This window comes from Phenylobacterium sp. J367, from assembly GCF_024699985.1.
Taxonomy (GTDB): Bacteria; Pseudomonadota; Alphaproteobacteria; order Caulobacterales; family Caulobacteraceae; genus Phenylobacterium.
This window is the reverse complement of sequence record NZ_JAJONA010000001.1, coordinates 4,118,490-4,140,726: the sequence shown is the minus strand read 5'-3', so window position 1 is coordinate 4,140,726 and position 22,237 is coordinate 4,118,490. Positions and strand designations below refer to the sequence as shown.

The window sequence follows — 22,237 nt, the reverse complement described above, 5'->3', positions numbered from 1 at the left end:
GGATCGACCTCTAGGGGTCGATCGCCACGATGTGGCGCGCCGCCGGCGGAGCCGGTGGGGATGGGGGCGACGGCGGCGAGGGCGGCGACGCCTTCGCCGGCTTGCGGTGCATGATGAACCGCACGCCGTGGCAGCTGCGGCCAATCAGGCCGTCGGGCAGTCTGGTTCGCGAGTCGGCGCAGGCTTCCTCGATCTGGTCCTGGTTCAGGCCGCGAGCCCGCGAGAGGTCCACGCCTCCGATCTGCGCCCGCGAGAGGTCCGCGTCCCGGAAGTCGGCCCCGTCGAAGTTCGCGCCGCTCAGCATCGAGCCGGTCAGGTCCGCTGCGCGGAACGACGCCTTCTGGAAGCGGCCAGCGCTCAGCACCGCGCCCACCAGGTCGGCATCCCGGAAGTCCGCACCCTGGGCGTCGGCCCGGGCGAAGTTGGCGCCCTGGAGGTCCGCGGACCGGAAGATCGCGCTCTGCAACACGGCGCGCCCGAAGTTTCCGCCGGTGATCTCCGCGTCCGCCAGGTTTGCACGGGTGAGGTCCGCGTCGCCGAAGGAGCCGCCGCGCATCTCCACAGCCCGCAGCACAGCGTGCTGCATCAACGCCTTGGAGAAGTTGGCGCCGGTGGCCTGGGCGTCGGAAAGGTCGGCCCGCGTCAGGTTGGCGGAGCTGAAGGCCACGCCGTCGGCCTCGGCGGCGCGGAGCTTGGCGTTCGACAGGTTCGCGCCCGAGAAGTTGGCGCCGGCCATGGACGCGTCGGAAAGGTCGGCCCGGGAGAGGTCGGCGCCGGCGAAGCTGGAGGCGTGGAAGCGGGCGTTACGCAGGTTGGCGCCCACCAGGGCCGCGCCCGAGAAGTTCGCGCCGACGATCCGCGCGCCTTCCATGTTCCGACCCGACAGCTCGCACTTCACGCAGGAGCCGCCGAAGGAGTTCACCTTGGCCACCTCCTTCTCGGCGATGAACGTCATCGCCGAGGCGGCGGCCGGCGCAACGAGAGAGGCGGCGGCGGCGGCGATCAGCAGGGACGGGAAACGGCTCATTACGCGGACAATTCCTGACCAGAACGGCTCTCATCTGAGCCTTTCACCCCAAGACCGCCACTTAATTCGCGGTAATCCTTAGAGGATTAGGTCGCGTGGTCCTCGCTGAGCCGCCCGGCCCGGGCGCCGCAGGTCTCGCAGATCATCGCCTGTCCCTTGCGGACGACGGCGATGTCGCCGCAGGCCGCGCAGACCTCGGCCGTGTCGCGGACGCCGCCACCCCTGGCCGAGGGCAGGAACACCAGGTTGTCGGGCGCCGCGCCGCGCGAGAACCCGCGGGAGATGAAGCGGGACGCCGGCTGCGGTTCGTCGGTGGGCACGGCGTCGGCCTTGCCGTGGCCGAGGCCGTCGGCGTTCAGCTCGTCGTCGCTCGCCAGGTCGTTACGCCCCAGGTACGAGACGCCCAGTTCGCGGAAGATGTAGTCGAGGATCGAGGTCGCCGACTTTACCGTGTCGTTGCCGGTCACCGGACCCGCGGGCTCGAAGCGGGTGAAGACGAAGGCGTCCACGAACTCGTCCAGCGGCACGCCGTACTGAAGGCCGATGGAGATCGCGATGGCGAAGTTGTTCATCAGCGACCGGAAGGCGGCGCCTTCCTTGTGCATGTCGATGAAGATCTCGCCGAGCTCGCCGTCGTCGTACTCGCCGGTGTGGATGTAGACCTTGTGGCCGCCGACGGCCGCCTTCTGGATGTAGCCCTTGCGGCGGTCGGGCAGCTTGCGGCGGACCCGTTCGCGCTCGACCACGCGCTCGACGATGCGCTCCTCCGCCTGTGGCGGCGGCGGAAGCTCACGGGCGACGCGCGGTTCGGCGACCGAGGGAATCTCCAGCGCCAGGTCGGCGGGCGGCGCGGCGCGGCGGACGCGGACCGGCAGCGGGCCGGCCAGCGCGGACTGAACCTCGTCCAGGGTCGCCGTCCAGGGCAGGACCGCCTCGACCACGGGCGCGGCGGCAAGCACGGGCTGCACGGCGCTCCGCATGGCTTGCACAGGCGCGGCGCCCAGGTCGGCCGCCGCGCGGAAGATCCGGCGTTGGGCGTCGGTGAGGAAGCCTGCGCCGGCCAGGGTCTCGGCGCCCAGCGAATAGGCCGCCGCCAGGGCGACCTCGTCTTCGCCGAAGCCGGCCAGCGCCAGGACGTCGAGCCGGGGATCGTCGAGCTGCTCGGCCGTGGCGCCCAGTACGTCGCGGACGAAGCCCTCGCCGACCACGGCCGGCACGAAGGCGTCCGGCAGTCGGGTGACGAAGGGCAGGGCGGCTTCCGCCGCGGCGATTTCGTGGTCTGTAAAGCCGCGGGCGGCGAGCGCCTTGTGGTCGATCCCCGGCGCTTCGGCGAGGTCGCCCGCGCCCAGCAGCACGGCGCGCGCCGCCCCGAGATCGGCCCCCAGCACGGTGAGGCCGCGCAGGACCGCGTCCGAGACCACGCGGACGGTCTCGCCATCGGCGGTCTGGGCGAGCGTCACCGGGCTGGACAGCGGGCCGGCGTCCAGGCGCCCTCCGCCGAGACGGAGCGAGAGTTCGGGGGTCGGCGAACAGCGCGAGGCCCCCTTCGAGGGCCGCGCCGGTTTCCTCCAGCGCCTTCGCGGCGGCGAGGTAGAGTTCTTTGGCGGTCTCGCGGCCTTCGGGGCTGTCGTAATCGAGGCCATGGGCGGCGAGCCAGTCGGCGAGGCCCGCGAGGCCCAGGTAGGCGGGCCCGTCGGCGGCGGCGGCCAGCGCCAGGCCGGCGAGGCGCACCACGCCCTCGAAGGCCTCGATGTCGAAGGCGTCGTCGGTCCACAGCGCCATCAGGTTGACGCCGCCCCTGAGACCTGTGGCCTGGGCGGCGGCCTGTTCGGCGGAGGCGGCGTCCGGCGCGACGACCAGGGCGCTGGTGGTCCAGGCGGCGGCGGCGAGCTCGCGGCCCAGCGCGCCCTTCATCTCGCGCTTGGAAGCGGCGACCACCAGGCGGAGGCCCTGCGCGTCCTCAGCCGGCGGCTCGCTGGTCCACAGGCTCTCGCCGGCGCGGGCCAGCGCGATCGCCTCGAGGATCATGGCGTCGTCCGCCCCGGCGCTGCGGGCGGCCTCGGCCGCGCGTGCGAGGCTGGCGTTCTTTTGAAGGTCGGCGCAGGCCTCGGCGTCGCCCTCGCAACGGAGGATGGCGTCCATCACCGCTTGGAGGCGCTCGCCGAGCGTGCGGACGGCGGCGCGGGCCGCGGCCAGCCCCCGGTGCTGGGCGCTCAGGGCGGCGAGGGCCGGGGCCAGCTGAGGCGCGCCGGCGGTAAGGGTGAGCGGCCTTGTCGCGCCCGGCGCCGAGACGATGGCGATCAGGCCGCGCGCCAGGGCGTCGGCCAAGTCGTCCCGGAACCGTCCACGGCCGCGCGCGTCCTTGACCAGTCCGCGCGCCTGGGCCTGCAGCGCCAGCGCGTCCGCATAGTGGGTGATCGCCTCAGTCACGTCCGCCTCCCCGTCCGCCCAGTCGATCCAGGCCTCGGCCTGGGCGTCGGTCCATGCGACGGGCGCCCGCGCGTCGACGACGCTGCCGGACAGCTCCAGCAGCCGGCCTTCGATTCCGGCCCGCCACGCACCTTCGCCCATCATCCGACTCCCATCGGGCGAGGGTAGGCGGGTGATTCATAAAGCGGCAATAGATGTTGCGGTCGCAGGGCCGTTCATCCCCAACATCTTGCAGATTCGAGGGCGTCGCTGCGCCGCTGGACGGTCCCCCAGGCCCCCGCCTATAGTCCGCCCGCGTCAAGCCCAGTCCGAGCAGTCGAGCCTACCCTTGTTGAACCTCCTCAAGACCATCTTCACCTGGTGGAACGGCGCCACCGCCGGCATCCATTTCACCGTGTCGCGCCGGGGCGTGCTGGTCGGGACCGACGACTTCGGCAACCGCTACTACGAAGCCAAGGACCTCAAGGACAGCTTCGACAAGAACAAGCGCCGCTGGGTGCTGTTCAACGGCTACGCCGAAGCCTCGAAGGTCCCGCCCGACTGGCATGGCTGGCTGCATCACACCTTCGCCGATCCGCCGACCACCGCGCCGCTGCCGCGCCGCGCCTGGGAGAAGGAGCACCGGCCGAACCTGACGGGCACCATCTACGCCTACCGCCCGAAGGGCTCGCTGGCCCGCGGCGGCGAGCGCCAAAAGGCCACAGGCGACTACGAGGCCTGGCGCCCCCGAATAATCGCAGCCATGCGACTCAGCCCCATCCGCCTGCGCAAGCGCGCCGCCTGGACAGCAGCCCTGACCGGCGTGGCGGCGGCGGGCCTGGTCTCGGCCCAGCCCCCGCAGCCGCCGCCGACCCAGCCGGCTGCGCCGCCGCCGGGCGTGCCGGTGACCGAGGAGGCGCCGCCGATCGACGTGCCGCCGCCGGCCCCGCTTGTTGTCCCGCCGATATCCGAGAAGGAGGTCGCGCCGGCGCCTCCGCCCAAGGCGCAGGTCGCCGAGACCGCGGTCGACAACCCCGTCCGCCGCGAGCGATACGGCGTCGCCATCCTGCAGGCGCTGGACAAGGTGACCGCCGAGACGCTGCGCTTCGAGGTGCAGGTCGGCGGGAAGCCGGTCCGCTACAAGAACCTGATCTTCACGGTGCGCGCCTGCGAGCGATCGGCGCCGGACGAGCCCGTCGAGGACTCGATCGCCTATCTGACGGTGGATTCACAGCCGAGGCCCGAGCGGGGCAAGCCGACGCCGCCGGCCCGCCAGGTGTTCCGCGGCTGGATGTATGCCTCCTCGCCGGGCCTGAACCCGCTGCAGCACCCGGGCTATGACGCCTGGCTGATCAGCTGCAGGGCCGTGGCGCCGGCCACGCCCCCCGCGGGGGCGGCCCGACCCGCCGCCGCCGCGGCCCCGCCCGTGAAGGCGGCGCCTGCTCCTGCGCCCGCCGCCAAGGCGTCGCCCGGCGCGGCCGCGCCAGGCGCTAAGACCGCCGCCGCCCGTGCCCAAGTCGGCCTCGCCCGCAGCTGCGCCGGCCCCAGCGCCCAAGGCCGCCGCCCCGGCGCCGAAGGCTGCTCCGCCGCCCGCACCCGCGCCCGCGGAAGAGCCCATAACGTAGAAGTCGCCGTCGGCCGCCAGGGCGCGGTCGAGCCGGCGCAGGTATTCCCGGCGTGGGATTTCCTCGGCCCCGAACTGGCCGAGATGCTCGGTCATGAACTGGGCGTCGAGCAGGCGGTAGCCGCCGGCGATCAGCCGGGCGGCGAGGTGCACGAGGGCGACCTTCGAAGCGTCCCGCGCCCGGCTGAACATGCTTTCCCCGAAGAACGCGCCTTTCAGCGAGACTCCGTAGAGCCCGCCCACCAGCTCGCCGTCGCGCCAGCACTCGACGCTGTGCGCCGCGCCCTGTTCGTGGAGCGCCAGGTAGAGCCGCTCGATCGGGTGGTTGATCCAGGTCTCCAGACGGCCGGGCTTGGACTCCGCGCAGGCCTCGACGACGGCGTGGAATGCGGTGTCGATGCGCACCTCGAAGGGATCGGCGCGGACGGTGCGGGCCAGGCGCTTAGGAATGTGGAAGCGGTCTAACGGCAGCACGCCCCGGCGCTCGGGATCGATCAGGAACACCCGCAGGTCGTCGCGGGCGTCGGCCATCGGGAAGACGCCGCGCGCGTAGCAGGCGAGCAGGTCGCGGGGTCCGAAGCCGCTGCTCATGGGTCGTTGGCGCCGATGAACTCCACCAAGGCTTCCTTGTAGGCCGGATCGGCCAGGGCTGTCGCGTGTCCGCGGCCCTTCAGGACCACGAGCCGGAAGTCGGGGAGGGTGCGCGCCATCAGGGAGGTGAAGCGGTTCGGCGTGTCGTACTCGCCGACGACCGCCAGCACGGGAAAGGTGACCTTGCGGAGATCGAGGGGCGGGGTGGTTGGCGGCTGGGCCCGTCGGCCCTGCTCCATGGCGCGCAGCGCGTCGGGGCTGCGCTCGACCCAGAGCCGGCGGGCGCCGGCGGGCGGATCCTCGTCGCGGCCCCGGACATCCTTCGCCATCGCGGCGGCGTCGCGGGTCCGGTCGGGCTCCAGCAGGCCCGACCCGCCGAAGGTGGCGGTGAGGATGCGGTCGGGCGCGATCGCCAGCAGCGGGGCGAGCATCTCCCCGCCCATGGAATAGCCCGCCACGTGCGCCTTCCGGACGTCGAGCTGGTCCATGATCTCCAGCACGTCCTGCGGGAAGCGGTCGGAGGCGTAGCGGCGCGGGTCGAGCGAGCGCTGGCTCTTCCCCTGGCCGCGGAAGTCGGGCGCGATCACCCGGTGGTTCGCCGCCAGCGCCTGCAGGATGCCGGTCGTGACGTAGTTGGATTCCGCCGTGCCCGTGCTGCCGTGCAGCAGGATGACGGCCGGCCCCGAGCCGGCCTCCAGGTAGTGGATGCGCGTGCCGTCCGAGACGGTGAGGAAACGCGAGGCGGGGCCTTGCGCCTCCGCCCCGCCGGCGAAGGCCAGGACCAGCAGCAAGACCACCAGCCCGCGCATGGCGTCAGCCCTGGGCCTGCGCCTTCATCCAGTTCTCGAGCCAGTGGATGTTGTAGTCCCCGGCGATGATGTCCGGGTTGCCCATCAGCTCCTGGAACAGCGGGATATTGGTGTCGATGCCGGCCACCACGACCTCGTTCAGGCAGCGGCAGAGGCGCGCGATGCACTCCTCCCGGTCGCGGCCATGGACGATCAGCTTGCCGATCAGGCTGTCGTAGTAAGGCGGGATCGAATAGCCGGCGTAGAGCGCGCTATCCATGCGCACGCCGAGCCCGCCGGGCGCGTGGAAGTCCGTGACCAGGCCGGGCGAGGGGGCGAAGGTCTTCGGGTTCTCGGCGTTGATCCGGCACTCGATGGCGTGGCCTTCGAACACCACCTCGTCCTGCTTGAACGACAGCGGCAGGCCCGCGGCGATGCGGATCTGCTCGCGGACCAGGTCGATGCCGGTGATCGCCTCGGTGACCGGATGCTCGACCTGCAGGCGGGTGTTCATCTCGATGAAGAAGAACTCGCCGTCCTCGTACAGGAACTCGATGGTGCCGACGCCCAGGTAGCCGATGGCGCGGACGGCATCGACCACCACCTTGCCGATCTTGGCGCGGGCGGCGGCGTCGATGACCGGGGAGGGGGGCCTCTTCCAGCACCTTCTGGTGGCGGCGCTGCAGGGAGCAGTCGCGCTCGCCCAGGTGGACGACGTTGCCATGGCTGTCGGCGACCACCTGCAACTCGATGTGGCGGGGCCGTTGGAGGTAGCGCTCCATGTAGACCGCGTCGTCGCCGAACGCCGCCTTGGCTTCCGAGCGGGCGGTGCCGACCGCCTCTGCCAGGTCGGCCTCGGTCTTGGCCACCTTCATGCCGCGACCGCCGCCGCCGGCGGCGGCCTTGATCAGCACGGGGAAGCCGATCTCCTTCGCCGCGGCGAAGGCCTCTTCCTCGGTGGCCACGCCGCCGTCGGAGCCCGGGACCACGGGGATGCCGGCGTCCTTCACCGTCTGCTTGGCGGTGATCTTGTCGCCCATGATCCGGATGTGCTCCGGCTTCGGCCCGATGAAGGTGAAGCCGTGGGCGTTCACGATCTCGGCGAAGCGGGCGTTCTCCGACAGGAAGCCGTAGCCCGGATGGATCGCCTGGGCGCCGGTGATCTCGGCGGCGGCGATGATCGAGGGGATGTTCAGGTAGCTCTTCGCCGCAGGCGCCGGGCCGATGCAGACGCTCTCGTCGGCGAGCCGCACCCACATGGCGCCCGGAGTCGGCTTCCGAGTGCACGGCGACGGTGGAGATGCCCATCTCCTTGCACGCCCGGTGGACACGGAGCGCGATCTCGCCGCGGTTGGCGATCAGGATCTTGTCGAACATCGGGCTAACCGATGACCGCGAGCGGTTCACCGAACTCCACGGGCTGGCCGTCGCCGACCAGGATCTCCACCACCTTGCCGGCTTTCGGCGCCGGGATCGGGTTCATGGTCTTCATGGCCTCGACGATCATCAGGGTCTGGCCGGCCGTGACCGTGTCGCCGACCTTGATGAACGGCTCGGCGCCGGGCTGCGGGGCCATGTAGACGGTGCCGACCATCGGCGACTTCACGGCGTCGCCGCTCACCGGCTTCGCGGACGCGGCTTCGGCGGCCGGAGCCTGGACGGGAGCGGGCGCAGCTGCGGCCGGGGCGGCCGCGACCGGCGCGTGCGCGGCGGCATAGGCCACGGGGGCGGCGGTCAGGGTCTTGGCGACGCGGATCTTCAGCTCGCCGTGCTCGACCTCGATCTCGCTCAGGCCGGTGTCCGTCAGGATGTCGGCCAGTTTGCGCACCAGGCGCGCGTCGAACGGATCGGCGGGAGCCTTGGGACTGCTAGCCATCGAGTGTTCCTTGTTGTTGGGCGGCGGAGGCGTCATCGGGCGTTTGAAGAACGCAAATCTCCGGGCCGCGGTCCCCATCGGCATTGGCGTTGGGGCCGCTCAGCACATAGATCGGTCTCGACATTGGGCTCCGCCGTCGATTCCGGCGTCTTGTAACGGGCGGGGCGCCGGGTCACAAGCAGGCCGTCTGGAGGCATGAACGCATGAACCTGATCCTCAACGGCGAAACCCGCGCCTTCCAGGGCGTGAGCGACGTCGCGGGTCTGGTGGCGAGCCTGGGCCTGGACGCCCGCAAGGTGGCGGTGGAGCGGAACCTGGAGATCGTGCCCAGGTCGGCCTACGCCGGGACCTTGCTGGCTGACGGCGACCGGATCGAGATCGTGCATTTTATCGGAGGCGGCTGACATGGATGGGTCTGCGCACAGGGGCGAGGACACCTGGATGGTCGCGGGGCGCACCTTCCGCTCGCGCCTGATTGTCGGCACCGGCAAGTACAAGGACTACGCCCAGAACGCGGCGGCCGCCGAAGCGGCGGGGGCCGAGATCGTCACCGTGGCGCTTCGCCGGGTGAATCTCTCCGACCCGAGCCAGCCGATGCTGGTCGACCATGTAAAGCCGGACCGCTTCACCTTCCTGCCCAACACCGCGGGCTGCTTCACCGGCGAGGACGCCGTCCGCACCCTGCGCCTGGCCCGCGAGGCCGGGGGCTGGGACCTGGTGAAGCTGGAGGTGCTGTCCAACACCAAGCATCTGCTCCCGGACATGGAGGAGACGCTCCGGGCCCTGAAGCTGCTCGTCGCCGACGGCTTCCAGGTGATGGTCTACTGCTCGGACGATCCCGTGTACGCCCAGAAGCTGGAGGAGGCGGGCGCCGCGGCGATCATGCCGGCCGCCGCCCCGATCGGCTCGGGCCGGGGCATCCAGAACTTCCTCAATCTCGGCCTGATCATCGAGCAGTCGAAGGTGCCGGTGCTGGTGGACGCCGGCGTCGGCACGGCGTCGGACGCGGTGCTGGCCATGGAGATCGGCTGCGACGCGGTGCTGATGAACACCGCCATCGCCGAGGCCAAGGATCCCATCCGCATGGCGGTCGCCATGAAGCATGCCGTGGTGGCCGGACGGGAGGCCTATCTTGCCGGACGTATGGGAAAGCGGATGTACGCTGACGCTTCCTCTCCTCTGTCCGGACTGATCTGAGGCATGGCCAGCGAGCGCAAGTCGATCTTCATCACTGGGGCCGCCTCGGGCATGGGCCGCGAAACCGCGCGCCTGTTCGCCGCCAAGGGCTGGTTCGTCGGCGCCCTATGACGTCAACGAGGGCGGGCTCAAGGACCTGCAGGCCGAGCTCGGCAATCAAAACTGTCTTATTCGCCAGCTGGACGTCACCGACCGGGCCGACTACCGCGCCGCCCTGGACGCCTTCGCGCCGGCGGCCGGCGGGCGGCTCGACATCCTCTACAACAACGCCGGCATCGGCCGGGGCGGGCCCTTCGACCAGCAACCCTGGGAGGACATCGTCGCGGTCGTCCAGGTCAACCTGATGGGCGTGCTGATCGGCATCTACGAGGCGGTGCCGCTCCTGAAGGCGACGCCCGGCTCCATGTGCTTCACCACCTCATCGTCGTCCGCCACCTTCGGCATGCCGGGGATCGCGGTCTATTCGGCGACCAAGCACGCCGTGAAGGGGCTGACCGAGGCCCTGTCGGTGGAGTTCAAGGCCTACGGGATCAAGGTCGCCGACGTCCTGCCCGGCCTGATCGACACGCCGATCCTGCCGCCGGGCCGCCGAAGCCGCGCCGAAGGAAGGCATGTGGCGGGCCATGCCGCCATCTTCGGTCGCCGAGGTCGTGTGGGAGGCCTACCAATCCGACAAGCTCCACTGGTACGTGCCGGAGGAGATCGCGGAGATGGACAAGATGGGTACGCTCGCGCCCGAAGCCATGCGCGAGCAGCTCGCCCAGAGCTCGCTCTTCATGAAGCGCGACTAGGGCCCTAGGCCGCCTTCAGCCGCTCGACGTCCGCATCGGGCGACAGGCCCAGGCGCTCCAGCATCTCGCGACGCTCCGGCCCGCCGGTCGGGCGATAGGCCTCGGCGTTGGCCTTACGTCCCCGCGCCCAGTAGCCGAGGATCTTGGCAAGGTTGCCGGGCCGCTTCAGCCAGGCCTGCGGGTGCTCCAGCATGTGGAAGCCGCGCAGGAAGGCGCGCATCAGGTCGGGGTCGGACCGGATGGCGATGGCCACCCCGTCGTCCAGGAAGCTCTTGGTGATCCTCTGGCGCAGGTTGAGCCGTGCACCCGGCGTCAGCGCCCGCCGGGCCCGGCGCATGGCCGTGCGGTCGGCGTCGCGCATGACCAGGTAGTAGGGCTTCAGCTCGGCGGTGGCCCTGGCCTGGTATCGCACGAGGCGCTCGGCGGGATCGGGCGTGGCGTCCAGCGCCTCGCGGAGCGCGGTGGCGCCCACGGCGGCGAACGAGCAGCCGCGGCCGTAGAGCGGGTTGGTCCGGGCCAGGCTGTCGCCCACCGCGAAGAAGCCGAGCACCGCGGCGCGGCCGCCCGGCGTGAAGTCGGTCCAGCGGCTGAGGAGATCGCCCATGCCGAACACCCGGCTCATGGGCTCGGTGCGCTCGGGGTCGATCCAGGGCTCGACGCCGGGCAGGGCGCGGCAGATGGCGTCGAAGACCTCGGGCTTCACGATCGCCCGGCGCAGCTCCTCCTCCACGTCCGGCAGGCAGAGCGTGATCGAGAAGCAGCCGTTGTCGCCGGGAAAGACCCCGAACTTCAGGTAGTCGAGGTCGCCGGTCGCCGGCGTCTTGCCGCGCGGCGGTTCCTCCTGGCCTGGCCGCAGACGGTAGTGGCGGGTGAAGTAGAGGACCCCGGAATCCTCCACCTCCTGCGGGATCACGGGCGCCGGCGGCGACGAGCGCTTCACAAAGGCCGGACGTCCGGCCGGCGGCGTCTACGACGACGTCGCCCGAGAGCTCGGTTCCGTCCTCCAGCCGCACGCCGGTCACCCGCGGAGGCGCGCCGGGCTCGACGACCAGGTCCTTCACGAAGGTCTCCCCCGCAGGCTCACGTTCGGCAGGCGCTCAACGTAGCGGCGGATGACCAGCTCCAGGGTCGTTCGCCGGCTGGTGAGGATGACGAGGTCGCGGTCGATGGGCGCGGGCCTGTAGGTCCGCTTGTGAACCGACGTCAGTCCATCCTCGAAGGGCAGCTCGCGGCAGCCCTCGGCCAACAGGTCGGCCAGCAGGGCCGGGTGCTGATCGCGGATCAGGTTGCGCAGGCGGGCGAGGAAGGCGTGGCTGTGGCGCAGCTGGCCGACCCCGCGGCGGGTCCAGTCGGCGAAGGCGGCGTCAGCGCCGCCCGGCGGCGGGCCGGCGTCGCGCTCCAGGAGGATGACCTCGCGCCCCGACGGCGCGAGCGCCAGCGCCGTCCAGAGGCCGGCCATGCCCGCCCCGATCACCAGCACCTTCTCGGCCATGTGCCCTCCCAAGCGACGCGGGCGGAGTCTCGATCCCTGACGTAACGGCGGTCAAGGAAAGGCGGGCGTCAGCTTGAAGTGGCCGCCGGATCAAGCGTCCGAGGCGCGCCCAACATCAGGGCAATCAAGCGGGCCGTTTCAGGTCGCCGGCCCGGGCCGAGATGATCGCGGCCTTCAGCGCATTGACGTCGGCGCCGGGGATCATGGTGTCGCCGACAATGAAGGCCGGCGTGCCCTGGATGCCGAGTGCGCGCGCCAGCGCCTGGGTGTCGGCGATGTGCTTGGCGATGGCCGGGCTCTCGGCGGCGGCGCGGGCCTGGGCGGGATCGATGCCGACGTCGCGAAGGTGGCGGTCGAGAGCCGCCTCGGTGAGGCCGTTGTCGGCCATCCAGCGGCCGTAGACATCCAGAGCCTTGGCCTTGACGGGCGCGGTCAGGGCGAGCCTGGCGGCGGTGTCCGACACCTCGCCGAAGATCGGCAGTTCCTTGAAGACGAACCGGACGTCCGGGTTCTCGGCGATCAGTTGGGTGATCTCCGGAGCCACGACCTTACAGTAGCTGCAGCGGTAGTCGTAGAACTCGACCACGGTGATCTTGCCGCCAGGGTTGGCCACGAAGTCGCGCGGGTCGCGCTCGAGCGCCGCGCGGTTCTTGTCGATCGCCGCGGTGGAGGCCTTCAGCGCCTCCGCCTGCTTCTTCTCGTTGAGCTTCATCGCCACCTCCTCGAGCACCTCGGGGTGTTCGAGGAGATAGGCGCGCACCTTCTGGCCGAAGGCGTCGTCGGGCTTCTGCTCGCAGGCGGACAGCGCGAGGGCGGAGACGAGCGCGACGCTCGCGAGGGCAGGGCGGATCATGGCGTCCAGATAGGCGTTGCGGGCCGGCGGGGCTAGCGCATCTGTCCGTTGGCGATCGAGCCTTCACGGGCGAGGTCCCGCAGGTCGCGCCGGTCGGGGTTGGACGCCAGGACGATGTCCGTGGCGCGCCGCCATTGGGGAGAGGACTTGTCCAGCATCTCCCGGGCGCGCATGGCGAAGATCCGGGCGTTCCGCATGTCGCCGATGTTGTAGTTGTATTCGGCGGTCGCAAGGCGGGCGAGGCCGTCGTGCCCCTGCTTGTCGTAGGCCGCGGCCAGCAGCCGCCAGGCGACGGCGTTGTCCTCCTCGCGGGCGAGCGCCCGTTTCAGTTCGGCGACGCCTTCCTCGACCTTGGCCTTGTCGTCCAGGGCGATGAGCGTCTGGGCGAGGTTGACGCGCAGCAGCGGGGCTTCCGGCTTCAGCTCCACCGACCGGCGCTGCGGCGCCTCGGCCTCGACCTGGCGGCCGAACTCGAACAGCACCTGGCCCTTCAGCTCCCAGAGGTAGGGATTGTCAGGCTGTTCCTGCAGCAGGGCGTCGATCATCCGGAGCGCCTTGTCGGGCTCCTTCATCTGATAATAGGCGATCGCCCGGGCGTAGCGCGCCGGATAGCTCCTGTCGCTCTCGGCGTATTTGGTGATGGCCACCTGGGGGTTGAGGAAGCCCTCGAGCTTGGCCTTCATCACCGCGTGTTCGGCGATCGCCTCGGGACTGTCGACCTCGTTGTAGTGCGACAGGGACTCGGTTCGGCGGCGCAGGGCCTCGATCCGATCCGAAGAGAGCGGGTGGCTGCGGAAGTAGGCGTACCGGCGGCCCTCGCTGAAGACCTCCTGGTAGCGGAAGTTGTCGAAGAAGTCGGCCAGGCCCTTGCCCGACAGGCCCGCCTTCTCCAGCAGGGTGGCGCCGGCCTGGTCGGCGCGGCTCTCCTGCTCGCGGCTGTAGCCCAGGGCGCCGAGGGTGCCGAAATAGCTGGCCGAGCCCGCGAGGCCCGCAGCGGCTTCCGGCGAGCCGGCGAGGGCCGCCAGGACGCCCAGGCCCATCGTCAGCAGGAACGGGGTCATGCCGGCGCGGGTCATGTCGCCGGAGCGCGCGCTGTGGCCGGCGGCAAGGTGGCCCACCTCGTGGCCGATGACGCCCTGCAGCTCGTTGGGGGTCTTCGATTCGAGGATCAGCCCGGTGTAGACGCCCATCGTCCTGGGCGCCGCGAAGGCGTTCAGCTCTTGGAGCCGATCAACAGGATGTTGATCGTCTTCGGGTCGACGCCGGCGGCCTCGAAGATCGGGGCGGAATCCCTGCGCAGGATCTCTTCGATCTCGGTGTCGCGGATCAGGGACAGGCCCTCGTCCTGCGCCAATGCCGGCGCCGGACGGCTCACCAGGCCTGCCGCCACCATCAAGGCCAAGGCGACGCGGGAAACCGACCGGGTAAGGGAGACCATTCGCAAAGTCCTACAACGCCCCTTGTCCCCGGTCGGAATCTAACGCGTCAGCCCCGCCGCCACCAGCCTTTGCGCGGCGCAGCGGGCGGTGCGGAGATTTCCGCCGCATCCGGCTCGCGCGGGGCGGGCGGGGGAGGCGGCGGAGGCGCGACCGGCTCGGCGGCTCGGACGACCGCCGGGGTCTCGACCACCGGGGCCTCGACCGGCGCGGCCGCCTCGGCGGGCGCTTCCTCGACCTTCTTGCGGCTGCGCGTGCGGCGGGCCGGCTTGGCGGGCTCGGCTTCGGCCGCCACGGGCTCAGGCTCCGGCGCCGGTTCGGCCTCCACGACGGGCTCGCTCACCACGGCCTCGGCGACCGGGGCTTCCGCCTCCACCTCCGCCTTGCCGCGGCCACGCGCCCGGCGCGCTCGCTTCGGCTTGTCCTCGACGGCCGGCAGTTCGACCCAGATGTCGTCCTCGCCGGAGGCCCGGGCGGCGACGGCGGGAGCCGGCGCGGCGGCCTCGGCGGCGATCGCCGGGGCAGGCGCCGGGTCGTTGGCGGGGGCCGGAGCCGGCGCCTGAGCCTGAGCGCGGCGCAGGTCCTCGGACGGATCGTACCAGACGAACGGATCGTCGCCGTAGGGCACCCAGGGACGCGTCCAGGAGAAGGCGTCCTGCGGCCGGCTGTCGTCGCGCATCCGGCGGCCGCCACGGCGGCCACGGCGGCGGCGGCGGCCTCCGTGGCCGTCCTCCTCGTCATCGTTGGCTTCCGGACGCGGCTGGACGTCACGGGCCTCGCGCGGCTGAGCCTCACGGGCCTCGCGCGGGTCGCGTTCGTCGCCACGGCGTCCGCGTCGACGGCGGCGGCGACCACGGCGGCCTTCGCCATCCTCGCCGCGTTCCCCGTCCTCTTCACGCGCGCGGCGCTGCGGGGCGGCGGCCTCGGCCTCGCCGGCGTCGTCTTCGTCCTCTTCCTCTTCGTCTTCTTCCTCGTCCTCGAACGCCTCGTCGTCGAAGTCGTCCGCGACGGGTTCGTAGGCCTGGACGGGCGCCGGGACGAGCGCCGCGGCGTGGTCGGGCCGGGTCTCGCTGGCGGTGCGTTCGATGCCGTGGTCAGCGTGCGCCATGTCGTCGTCGATGACGACGGTGACGAAGAGGCCGAACGCCTGCTGGAGGCGGGCCAGATGGCCGCGCTTCTCGTTCAGGATGTAGAGGCCGACGGCGCGCGGCACGGTGAGGCAGGCCTCGCCGCCGCCCTTCAGCGCCTCGATCTCCAGCGCACGCAGCGCGGCCAGCGCGCTCGATTCGACCGAGCGGACGCGGCCGGTGCCGGCGCAATGCTCGCAGACGTGGGTCGTGCCCTCCAGCACCCCGGTGCGGCGGCGCTGGCGCGAGATCTCCATCAGGCCGAAGGCGCTGATCTTGCCCATCTGGACCCGCGCGCGGTCGTCCTTCAGGCAATCCTTCAGCTTCTTCTCGACCGCCCGATTGTTCTTCGACTCATCCATGTCGATGAAGTCGATGACGATCAGGCCGGCGAGGTCGCGCAGGCGGAGCTGCCGGGCGGCTTCCTCGGCCGCCTCGAGGTTGGTCTTCAGCGCCGTGGCCTCGATGTTCCGCTCGCGGGTGGAGCGGCCGGAGTTCACGTCGATGGCGACCAGGGCTTCGGTCTGGTTGATCACCAGATAGCCGCCCGAGCGCAGGGGAACGACCGGCGTGTAGATCTGGCTGAGGTGGTCCTCGATCCGGTACTTGACGAACAGCGGCGTCGGCTCGCGGTAGAGCTGAACCTTCTTCGCCTGGCTGGGCATCAGCATGCGCATGAAGTCGCGCGCTTCCTTGAAGGCGGCGTCGCCCTCGACGAACACGCCGTCGATGTCCTTGTCGTAGAGGTCGCGGATCGCCCGCTTCACGAGGTCCTCTTCCTCGTAGATCAGGGCCGGCGCGATGGAGTGCAGCGTCGTCTCGCGGATGTTCTCCCAGAGGCGCAGCAGGTAGTCGTAGTCGCGCTTGAGCTCGGCCTTCGTGCGCTTGGCGCCCGCCGTGCGCACGATCAGGCCCATGCCCTGCGGCACGTCCAGGCTCTGCACCACGCCCTTCAGGCGCTTGCGGTCAGTGGCGGTGGTGATCTTGCGCGAGATGCCGCCGCCGCGGGCGGTGTTCGGCATCAGGACGCCGTAGCGGCCGGCGAGCGACAGGTAGGTGGTGAGCGCCGCGCCCTTGTTGCCGCGCTCTTCCTTGACGACCTGGACCAGCATGATCTGCCGGCGGCGGATCACTTCCTGGATCTTGTACTTCCGCATCAGCCGGCGGCGACGGCGCGCCAGCTCTTCCTCCATGACGTCGTCGTCGTCCTCGGAGCCGACGACGGTCTCGCCCTCGTCGCCGTCCTCACCCTCGTCGGAGGAGTCCTCGGCGTCGGCGGCGCGGCGGCGGCCGCGGACGGGACGTTCGTCCTCATCGTCTTCCTCGGCCTCTTCGCGCAGCAGGGCTTCGCGGTCGGCGACCGGGATCTGGTAGTAGTCGGGGTGGATCTCGTTGAAGGCCAGGGAAGCCATGGCGATTGCCGCCATACTCGATGAAGGCCGCCTGCAGCGACGGCTCAACGCGCGTCACCTTGGCGAGATAGATGTTCCCTCTGAGCTGCTTTCGGTTCTGGCTCTCGAAATCGAACTCTTCAACGCGGTTCCCGTCGACGACGACCACACGCGTCTCTTCCGCGTGCGCTGCGTCGATCAGCATATTCTTGGGCATTAAGTGGATCTCCACGGCGCGCGGAGCGCAGCCGGTGCATGGGATGGACGCGCGCGCCGCCCGGGAAGACGCCGTGATCGGCGTCTCGGGGGCCTTGTGGCCGGTATCGGCGTGAGCTGCGCAGCCCATCAGGTGTGTTCCCAGGCGCGCCTTGAGAGCGCGGATCGGATGATGCGTCGTCACCGAGTTACGGTCGAAGCCGACGCGGGCTTGAGGTCGCGCGTCCGGGTCCTGTCCTGGGCGGACAGGCGCCGCTGCGGCGCGCGGGGCGGACTGTAGCAACAGCGGACCCCAAAAGGAAAGCTGATCCGCAGGGTGGCCGAGCGAAAGGTCTGGTTAACCCTTTGTGCACCCGCCCCGCGTCTATATGGCGCTTCATTCCGGTTTTCGAAGTCCTTAGGCTGGGCGTGGCAAAATGCTGACGCGTATGGGGCAGGGTTTGTGGAGGCATAAGGGCTGGACCGTCCTCGGTACGGCCGTCGCCGTCCTGTGCGTGGCGGGCGCCGCCGTCGGCCACGCCGCCATCGCCTCGGCCGACCTCCTGAAGGTGCGCCTGGGCGGGGACAGCCAGCAGACCCGGATCGTCATCGACCTCGACCGCTCGGCCAGCGCCAAGCTGGTGTCCGACGGCGCCGCGGATCGTCGCGTCACCGTCGTGCTGCCCGGCGTCACCGCCGCGCCGGGCCTGCAGGGCGCGGGCCATGGCCTGGTGCAGACCTGGATGGTCGATCAGACCGCGGGCGGCGCCCGCCTGCAGATGGACCTTTCGGCCGACGCGAAGGTGAAGCGGCGCTTCCTGCTGCCCCCGGCCGACGGCGTCGAACATTACCGCTACGTCGTCGACATCGCGCCGGCCTCGGTGTCGGAGGTGCGTCTCGCCAAGGCCGACGCCCCCAAGCTGCGCACCAAGCTGCTGCCGGTGAAGGCCGAGCTCAGCCTGAAGAAGGTCGTGGTGATCGACGCCGGCCACGGCGGCCACGATCCCGGCGCGCAGGGCCAGCAGGGCCACGAGAAGGACATCAACCTCGAAGCCGCCAAGGCGCTGAGGGCCCGGCTCGAGAAGAGTGGCCGCTACAAGGTCATCATGACCCGCGAGACCGACACCTATGTGGGCCTCGCCAGCCGCGTCAGGATCGCCCAGCGGGCCGACGCCGACCTGTTCATCTCCCTGCACGCCGATTCCGGGCCCGAGCCCTACCTGCGCGGCGCCAGCGTCTACACGCTCTCCGACAAGGCCAGCTCCCGCTCGGCCCAGTTCGTCAGCCGCGACGACTGGTTCATGAAGGCGAGCCTCACGGGCGACCGTGGCGTCAGCGATATCCTGCTCGACCTCACCCAGCGGGCGACCCGGAACCGCTCGGCGGCCTTCGCCGAGACCCTCGTCTCGAACATCGAGGGCCGCTCGCCCATGCTCCGCCGGAGCCATCGCGACGCCGGCTTCATGGTGCTGCTCGCGCCCGACGTACCGGCCGTCCTCCTGGAGATGGGCTTCATCTCCAACCCGGAGGACGAACAGCTCCTGCGCGACCCCGCCCGGCGCAATATCCTGATCGGCGCGGTCGGCGACGCCATCGACGACTACTTCAACCAGTCCACCCGGCTTGCGGCGCGCTGACGCGACGGCCTGTGGAGCCGTTGGCGCCCGCCCCGACGCACGCTAGACGGATGCCGGAAGGGGCCTCGAAGCGCCCTGGAGGCATCACGCGTTGTATCCCCCCAAACGAGGGCCGCCGAACCGAGGCCTATCGAGCGCTGGGTCGCGATCGCCGGCATCGTGGTGCTGAGCGCCATCGCGGTGGCGGGGATTCGCCGCCGCCATCTGGGCGGCCTGGCTGTTTCACGACATGCCCGACGCGGCCGACCTGGCGGACTACCACCCGCCGACCGCCACGCGCGCCTACGCCTGGGACGGCACCCTGATCGGCGAGTTCTCCCGCGAGCGGCGGATCTACGTGCCGTACGACGCCATCCCGCCGAGGCTCGCCCAGGCGTTCCTGGCGGCCGAGGACCACAACTTCTTCAAGCACGGCGGCGTCGACGTCTCCGGCTTCGGCCGCGCCATGGCCCGCAACGTGCTGAACGTCGCGCAAGGGCGGCGGCTGGAGGGCGGCTCGACCATCACCCAGCAGGTGGCCAAGAACATCCTCCTGACCAACGACCAGACCATCGGCCGCAAGCTGAAGGAGGCGATCCTCGCCGGTCGCCTGGAGCAGACCCTCTCCAAGGAGCGGATTCTCGAGCTCTATCTGAACGAGATCTGGCTGGGCTACCGCTCCTACGGAGTGGGCGCGGCGGCCTACAACTATTTCGGCAAGTCGATCTCGGAGCTGTCGATCGCCGAGGCGGCCTACCTCGCGGCCGTGCCCAAGGGTCCGGACAACTACCATCCGATCCGCCGCAAGCAGCAGGCCCTGGACCGCCGCAACCGGGTCATCGACCAGATGGCCGGCCACGGCTGGATCACCCGCGACGAGGCCATCGCCGCCAAGGCGGAGGACCTGAAGGTCCAGGCCGAGCCGACGCGCGCCAAGTACCGCGACGCCGACTACTTCGTGGAGGAGGTCCGCCGCCGGGGCCTCAACACGCTCGGCGAGAAGCTGACCGAGGGCGGCTACTACATGCGCACCACGCTGGACCCGCGGCTGCAGAGCGCCGCGCGCCTGGCGCTGATGCAGGGGCTGGAGAACTACGATCGCCGCCACGGGTGGCGCGGCGCGTGGGGCAATGTCACGACCCTGACCGGCTGGCAGGACGCCGCCAAGGAGAAGGCCCGGCCCGCCGAGCGCCGTAGCTGGCTGCAGGCGGTGGTGACCTCCGTGGCCGGCGGGACCGTCCAGGTGCAGACCATCGACGGCAAGACGGGCGCGCTCGCCGGCGAGGACGTGGCCTGGGCCCGTCGCGGCAAGGGCATCGGCGTCGGCGACCTGGTGTTCGTCGCCCCCAACGAGGACGGCGCGCCGGGCTTCCGGCTGAAGCAGGTGCCGATCGTCAACGGCGCCCTCGTCGCCATGGAGCCGCACTCCGGGCGGGTGCTGGCGATGGTCGGCGGCTACTCCTTCTCGCTGTCGAGCTTCAACCGTGCGACGCAGGCCATGCGCCAGCCGGGTTCGGCCATCAAGCCGATCGTCTATGCCGCGGCCCTGGAGAGCGGCTACACCCCGGCCAGCGTCGTGATGGACGCCCCGATCACCCTCGCCGGGGCCGGCGGCCAGGCCTGGACGCCCGAGAACTACGAGAAGAAGTATTACGGTCCGCTGCAGCTGCGGAAGGGCCTGGAGCTGTCGCGGAACGCCATGACCGTGCGCCTCGCCCAGAGCGTCGGGATGGTGAAGATCTCCGGCCTCGCCGAGCGGCTGGGCATCACCAAGAAGATGGACCGGGTGCTGGCCATGGCGCTGGGCTCGGGCGAGACCACCGTCTTCAAGATGGCGGGCGCCTATTCGTCCTTCGTCAACGGCGGCCGTCGGGTCGAGCCTCACCTGATCGAGCTCGTTCAGGATCGTGAGGGCAAGGTCATCTACCGCAACGACGGCCGCGACTGCCCGCGCTGCGACGCCGGCTTCTCGGGCGCGGAAAGCCCGCGCATCCCGCCGACCGGGGCGCAGGTGATGGACCCCATCACCGCCTACCAGATCACCTCCATGCTGCAGGGCGTGGTCCAGCGCGGGACCGCCGCCTCCGCCTCGTCGCTGGGCTATCCGCTCGGCGGCAAGACGGGGACGACCAACGACTACCGCTCGGCCTGGTTCATGGGCTTCTCGCCCGACCTCGTGGTCGGCATCTACGTGGGCTTCGACGACAACCGCAGCCTCGGCGACGGTGAGACCGGGTCCCAGTCGGCGGTGCCGATCTTCATCGACTTCATGAAGGTGGCGCTCGAGGGTGTGGAGAAGAAGGAATTCAAGGCTCCGAAGAACGCCAAGTTCGCCATGGTCCGCGGCATCCGCGAGGCCTTCCGGCCGGGCACCGAGCCGCGCATCGCCGTCGCGCCGGTGGGCGAGAGCGGGCCGCTCGCCGGGCCGCAGCCCTATAGCCAGGTCTGGAAGAACGGCGTCACAGGGGCCCAGCGCCGCCACTGCCGTCGCGCCGCCGCCCCCGCCGCCGAAGCGCGACGACACCGACGGCTTGTTCTGATCCGCGGCGCGGGCTAATCCCCGCGCTCCCTTTTTCCGGAGTTCTCCCATGAGAGCGGATGTCGAGGCCGCGAAGGCCGACATCGAGCAGTCGATCGAACTGCTCAGGAGGCGTCTTTGACTGGGAGCCTGCGCTCCGTAAGCTCGACGAGCTGAACGCCCGGGTCGAGGACCCGACACTCTGGGACAATCCTGAGAAGGCCCAGGCGGTGAGCCGCGAACGCTCCCGGCTGGCCGCCCAGGTCGAGGCCGTACAGGCGCTCGAGCGGGATCTCACCGACGCGCTCGGCTATGCCGAGCTGGCCGACGAGGAGGGCGACGAGGCCAGCCTCGAGGAGGCCCGCGCCCAGCTCAAGGCCATCAAGGAGCGCGCCGCGCGCCGAGCTCGAGGCCCTGCTGTCTGGCGAGGCCGACGGCAACGACGCCTATGTGGAGATCAACTCCGGCGCCGGGGGCACCGAGTCCAACGACTGGGCCGGCATGCTGCTGCGCATGTACACGCGCTGGGCCAACGCCCACGGCATGGAGGTGGAGTTCCTCGAGGAGACGCCGGGCGAACAGGCCGGCATCAAGTCCGTCACCCTGCAGGTGAAGGGGACCAACGCCTACGGCTGGCTGAAGACCGAGGGCGGCGTCCACCGGCTGGTGCGCATCAGCCCCTATGATTCGGCCGCGCGTCGCCACACCTCGTTCGCGTCGGTCTGGGTCTATCCGGTGGTCGATGACAACATCGAGATCGAGATCAACCCGTCCGACGTCCGCACCGACACCTACCGGGCCTCCGGTGCGGGCGGTCAGCACGTCAACAAGACGGATTCGGCCGTGCGCCTGACCCACATCCCGACCGGCATCGTCGTCGCCTGCCAGAACCAGCGATCGCAGCACCAGAACCGCGACCAGGCCTGGAAGCAGCTCAAGGCCCGCCTCTACGAGGCCGAGCTGGAGAAGCGGGAGGCGGCGCAGCAGGCGCTCGAGGACCAGAAGACCGACATCGGCTGGGGCCACCAGATCCGCAGCTACGTCCTGCAGCCGTACCAGATGGTGAAGGACCTCAGGACCGACGTGGAGACGTCCGACACCCAGGGCGTGCTCGACGGCGACCTCGACGCCTTCATGGGCGCCTCGCTCGCCCAGCGCGTCGGCGCGACCCGGGAGTAGCCTCAATCCCTCCCCTTCAGGGGAGGGACAGCACGCGAAGCGGGCAGGGTGGGGAAGTCGTGTCCAAGCGGTGAGGTCGGGCCTGGCCCAAACACCCCCACCCGGCGGCGCTTCGCGCCGTCCACCC

Annotated in this window: 15 protein-coding genes and 6 pseudogenes; 9 read left to right on the top strand and 12 right to left on the bottom strand. The window is 70.7% G+C overall.

Annotated elements, in window-relative coordinates; translation table 11 throughout:
* Positions 1–10 precede the first annotated feature (10 nt).
* Both LRS04_RS22050 and LRS04_RS22045 read right to left on the bottom strand, forming a co-directional pair.
* The gene (locus tag LRS04_RS22050) at positions 11–1,027 is read right to left on the bottom strand and encodes a pentapeptide repeat-containing protein (protein WP_257818220.1); all 1,017 of its coding nucleotides are present in this window, start codon (positions 1,025–1,027) and stop codon (positions 11–13) included.
* An 86-nt stretch (positions 1,028–1,113) separates the two neighbouring features.
* Positions 1,114–2,487, bottom strand: coding sequence for a hypothetical protein (locus tag LRS04_RS22045; RefSeq protein WP_257818219.1), 1,374 nt, complete (start codon positions 2,485–2,487; stop codon positions 1,114–1,116).
* 181 nt (positions 2,488–2,668) lie between these two features.
* Here LRS04_RS22045 and LRS04_RS22040 point away from each other — a divergent pair, with 181 nt between their 5' ends.
* From LRS04_RS22040 to LRS04_RS22030, 3 genes and pseudogenes are all read left to right on the top strand, one after another.
* Positions 2,669–3,625, top strand: a complete 957-nt coding sequence (locus tag LRS04_RS22040; protein WP_257818218.1) for a hypothetical protein — start codon at positions 2,669–2,671, stop codon at positions 3,623–3,625.
* Between the two features lie 163 nt (positions 3,626–3,788).
* Positions 3,789–4,184: pseudogene (locus tag LRS04_RS22035) on the top strand (NADH:ubiquinone oxidoreductase subunit NDUFA12); the annotation flags it as partial.
* A gap of 15 nt (positions 4,185–4,199) precedes the next feature.
* Positions 4,200–4,784: pseudogene (locus tag LRS04_RS22030) on the top strand (DUF2155 domain-containing protein); the annotation flags it as partial.
* A gap of 249 nt (positions 4,785–5,033) precedes the next feature.
* On the opposite strand, the pseudogene aat reads toward LRS04_RS22030, so the two are convergent.
* The 4 genes and pseudogenes from aat to accB form a co-directional block, all read right to left on the bottom strand.
* Positions 5,034–5,651 (bottom strand): annotated as a pseudogene (gene aat / locus LRS04_RS22025) (leucyl/phenylalanyl-tRNA--protein transferase); the annotation flags it as partial.
* Positions 5,648–6,460, bottom strand: a complete 813-nt coding sequence (locus LRS04_RS22020) for an alpha/beta fold hydrolase (protein ID WP_257818217.1) — start codon at positions 6,458–6,460, stop codon at positions 5,648–5,650. The pseudogene aat and the gene LRS04_RS22020, both read right to left, overlap by 4 nt.
* Positions 6,461–6,464: 4 nt before the next feature.
* Positions 6,465–7,816 (bottom strand): annotated as a pseudogene (gene accC, locus LRS04_RS22015) (acetyl-CoA carboxylase biotin carboxylase subunit).
* A 4-nt stretch (positions 7,817–7,820) separates the two neighbouring features.
* On the bottom strand, positions 7,821–8,315 hold the full coding sequence (gene accB / locus LRS04_RS22010; protein ID WP_257818216.1) for an acetyl-CoA carboxylase biotin carboxyl carrier protein: 495 nt from the start codon (positions 8,313–8,315) through the stop codon (positions 7,821–7,823).
* Between the two features lie 203 nt (positions 8,316–8,518).
* Here accB and thiS point away from each other — a divergent pair, with 203 nt between their 5' ends.
* From thiS to LRS04_RS21995, 3 genes are all read left to right on the top strand, one after another.
* Positions 8,519–8,719 carry a sulfur carrier protein ThiS gene (gene thiS / locus LRS04_RS22005; protein WP_257818215.1) on the top strand — a complete coding sequence of 67 codons (201 nt, stop codon included), beginning with the start codon at positions 8,519–8,521 and terminating at the stop codon, positions 8,717–8,719.
* A gap of 1 nt (position 8,720) precedes the next feature.
* Positions 8,721–9,512, top strand: a complete 792-nt coding sequence (locus LRS04_RS22000; RefSeq protein ID WP_257818214.1) for a thiazole synthase — start codon at positions 8,721–8,723, stop codon at positions 9,510–9,512.
* Positions 9,513–9,648: 136 nt separating this feature from the next.
* Complete coding sequence (locus tag LRS04_RS21995; protein WP_308238411.1) at positions 9,649–10,311, top strand: SDR family NAD(P)-dependent oxidoreductase; 663 nt, start codon at positions 9,649–9,651, stop codon at positions 10,309–10,311.
* On the opposite strand, the gene LRS04_RS21990 is transcribed toward LRS04_RS21995, so the two are convergent.
* From LRS04_RS21990 to LRS04_RS21970, 6 genes and pseudogenes are all read right to left on the bottom strand, one after another.
* A complete protein-coding gene (locus LRS04_RS21990; RefSeq protein WP_257818213.1) occupies positions 10,308–11,216 on the bottom strand; it encodes a hypothetical protein in 909 nt (302 codons plus the stop codon). The two genes, LRS04_RS21995 and LRS04_RS21990, sit on opposite strands and share 4 nt — an antisense overlap.
* A 144-nt stretch (positions 11,217–11,360) precedes the next feature.
* Positions 11,361–11,795, bottom strand: coding sequence for an FAD-dependent oxidoreductase (locus LRS04_RS21985; RefSeq protein WP_257818211.1), 435 nt, complete (start codon positions 11,793–11,795; stop codon positions 11,361–11,363).
* Positions 11,796–11,919: 124 nt separating this feature from the next.
* Positions 11,920–12,648, bottom strand: a complete 729-nt coding sequence (locus LRS04_RS21980; protein ID WP_257818210.1) for a DsbA family protein — start codon at positions 12,646–12,648, stop codon at positions 11,920–11,922.
* Between the two features lie 32 nt (positions 12,649–12,680).
* Positions 12,681–13,838 (bottom strand): M48 family metalloprotease, encoded by a 1,158-nt coding sequence (locus tag LRS04_RS21975; RefSeq protein WP_308238207.1) that lies wholly within the window; start codon positions 13,836–13,838, stop codon positions 12,681–12,683.
* A gap of 23 nt (positions 13,839–13,861) precedes the next feature.
* Positions 13,862–14,023 carry a hypothetical protein gene (locus tag LRS04_RS27205; RefSeq protein WP_308238206.1) on the bottom strand — a complete coding sequence of 54 codons (162 nt, stop codon included), beginning with the start codon at positions 14,021–14,023 and terminating at the stop codon, positions 13,862–13,864.
* Between the two features lie 110 nt (positions 14,024–14,133).
* A pseudogene (locus tag LRS04_RS21970) lies at positions 14,134–16,819 on the bottom strand (ribonuclease E/G).
* 427 nt (positions 16,820–17,246) lie between these two features.
* Here LRS04_RS21970 and LRS04_RS21965 point away from each other — a divergent pair.
* The 3 genes and pseudogenes from LRS04_RS21965 (at position 17,247) to prfB (ending at position 22,110) form a co-directional block, all read left to right on the top strand.
* A complete protein-coding gene (locus tag LRS04_RS21965) occupies positions 17,247–18,434 on the top strand; it encodes an N-acetylmuramoyl-L-alanine amidase (protein ID WP_374577289.1) in 1,188 nt (395 codons plus the stop codon).
* Positions 18,435–18,663: 229 nt separating this feature from the next.
* Positions 18,664–20,970, top strand: coding sequence for a penicillin-binding protein 1A (locus LRS04_RS21960; RefSeq protein WP_257818208.1), 2,307 nt, complete (start codon positions 18,664–18,666; stop codon positions 20,968–20,970).
* Positions 20,971–21,001: 31 nt separating this feature from the next.
* Positions 21,002–22,110, top strand: a pseudogene (gene prfB / locus LRS04_RS21955) (peptide chain release factor 2).
* The last annotated feature ends 127 nt before the right edge of the window (positions 22,111–22,237 follow it).

Coding starts and splice junctions, on each gene's coding strand:
- LRS04_RS21980 (WP_257818210.1), bottom strand. CDS start 12,648: ATGATCCGCCCTGCCCTCGCGAGCGTCGCGCTCGTCTCCGCCCTCGCG.
- accB (WP_257818216.1), bottom strand. CDS start 8,315: ATGGCTAGCAGTCCCAAGGCTCCCGCCGATCCGTTCGACGCGCGCCTG.
- LRS04_RS22020 (WP_257818217.1), bottom strand. CDS start 6,460: ATGCGCGGGCTGGTGGTCTTGCTGCTGGTCCTGGCCTTCGCCGGCGGG.
- LRS04_RS21960 (WP_257818208.1), top strand. CDS start 18,664: ATGCCCGACGCGGCCGACCTGGCGGACTACCACCCGCCGACCGCCACG.
- LRS04_RS21965 (WP_374577289.1), top strand. CDS start 17,247: ATGGGGCAGGGTTTGTGGAGGCATAAGGGCTGGACCGTCCTCGGTACG.
- LRS04_RS21985 (WP_257818211.1), bottom strand. CDS start 11,795: ATGGCCGAGAAGGTGCTGGTGATCGGGGCGGGCATGGCCGGCCTCTGG.
- thiS (WP_257818215.1), top strand. CDS start 8,519: ATGAACCTGATCCTCAACGGCGAAACCCGCGCCTTCCAGGGCGTGAGC.
- LRS04_RS21975 (WP_308238207.1), bottom strand. CDS start 13,838: ATGGGCGTCTACACCGGGCTGATCCTCGAATCGAAGACCCCCAACGAG.
- LRS04_RS22000 (WP_257818214.1), top strand. CDS start 8,721: ATGGATGGGTCTGCGCACAGGGGCGAGGACACCTGGATGGTCGCGGGG.
- LRS04_RS22040 (WP_257818218.1), top strand. CDS start 2,669: ATGGGCGGCGAGCCAGTCGGCGAGGCCCGCGAGGCCCAGGTAGGCGGG.
- LRS04_RS22050 (WP_257818220.1), bottom strand. CDS start 1,027: ATGAGCCGTTTCCCGTCCCTGCTGATCGCCGCCGCCGCCGCCTCTCTC.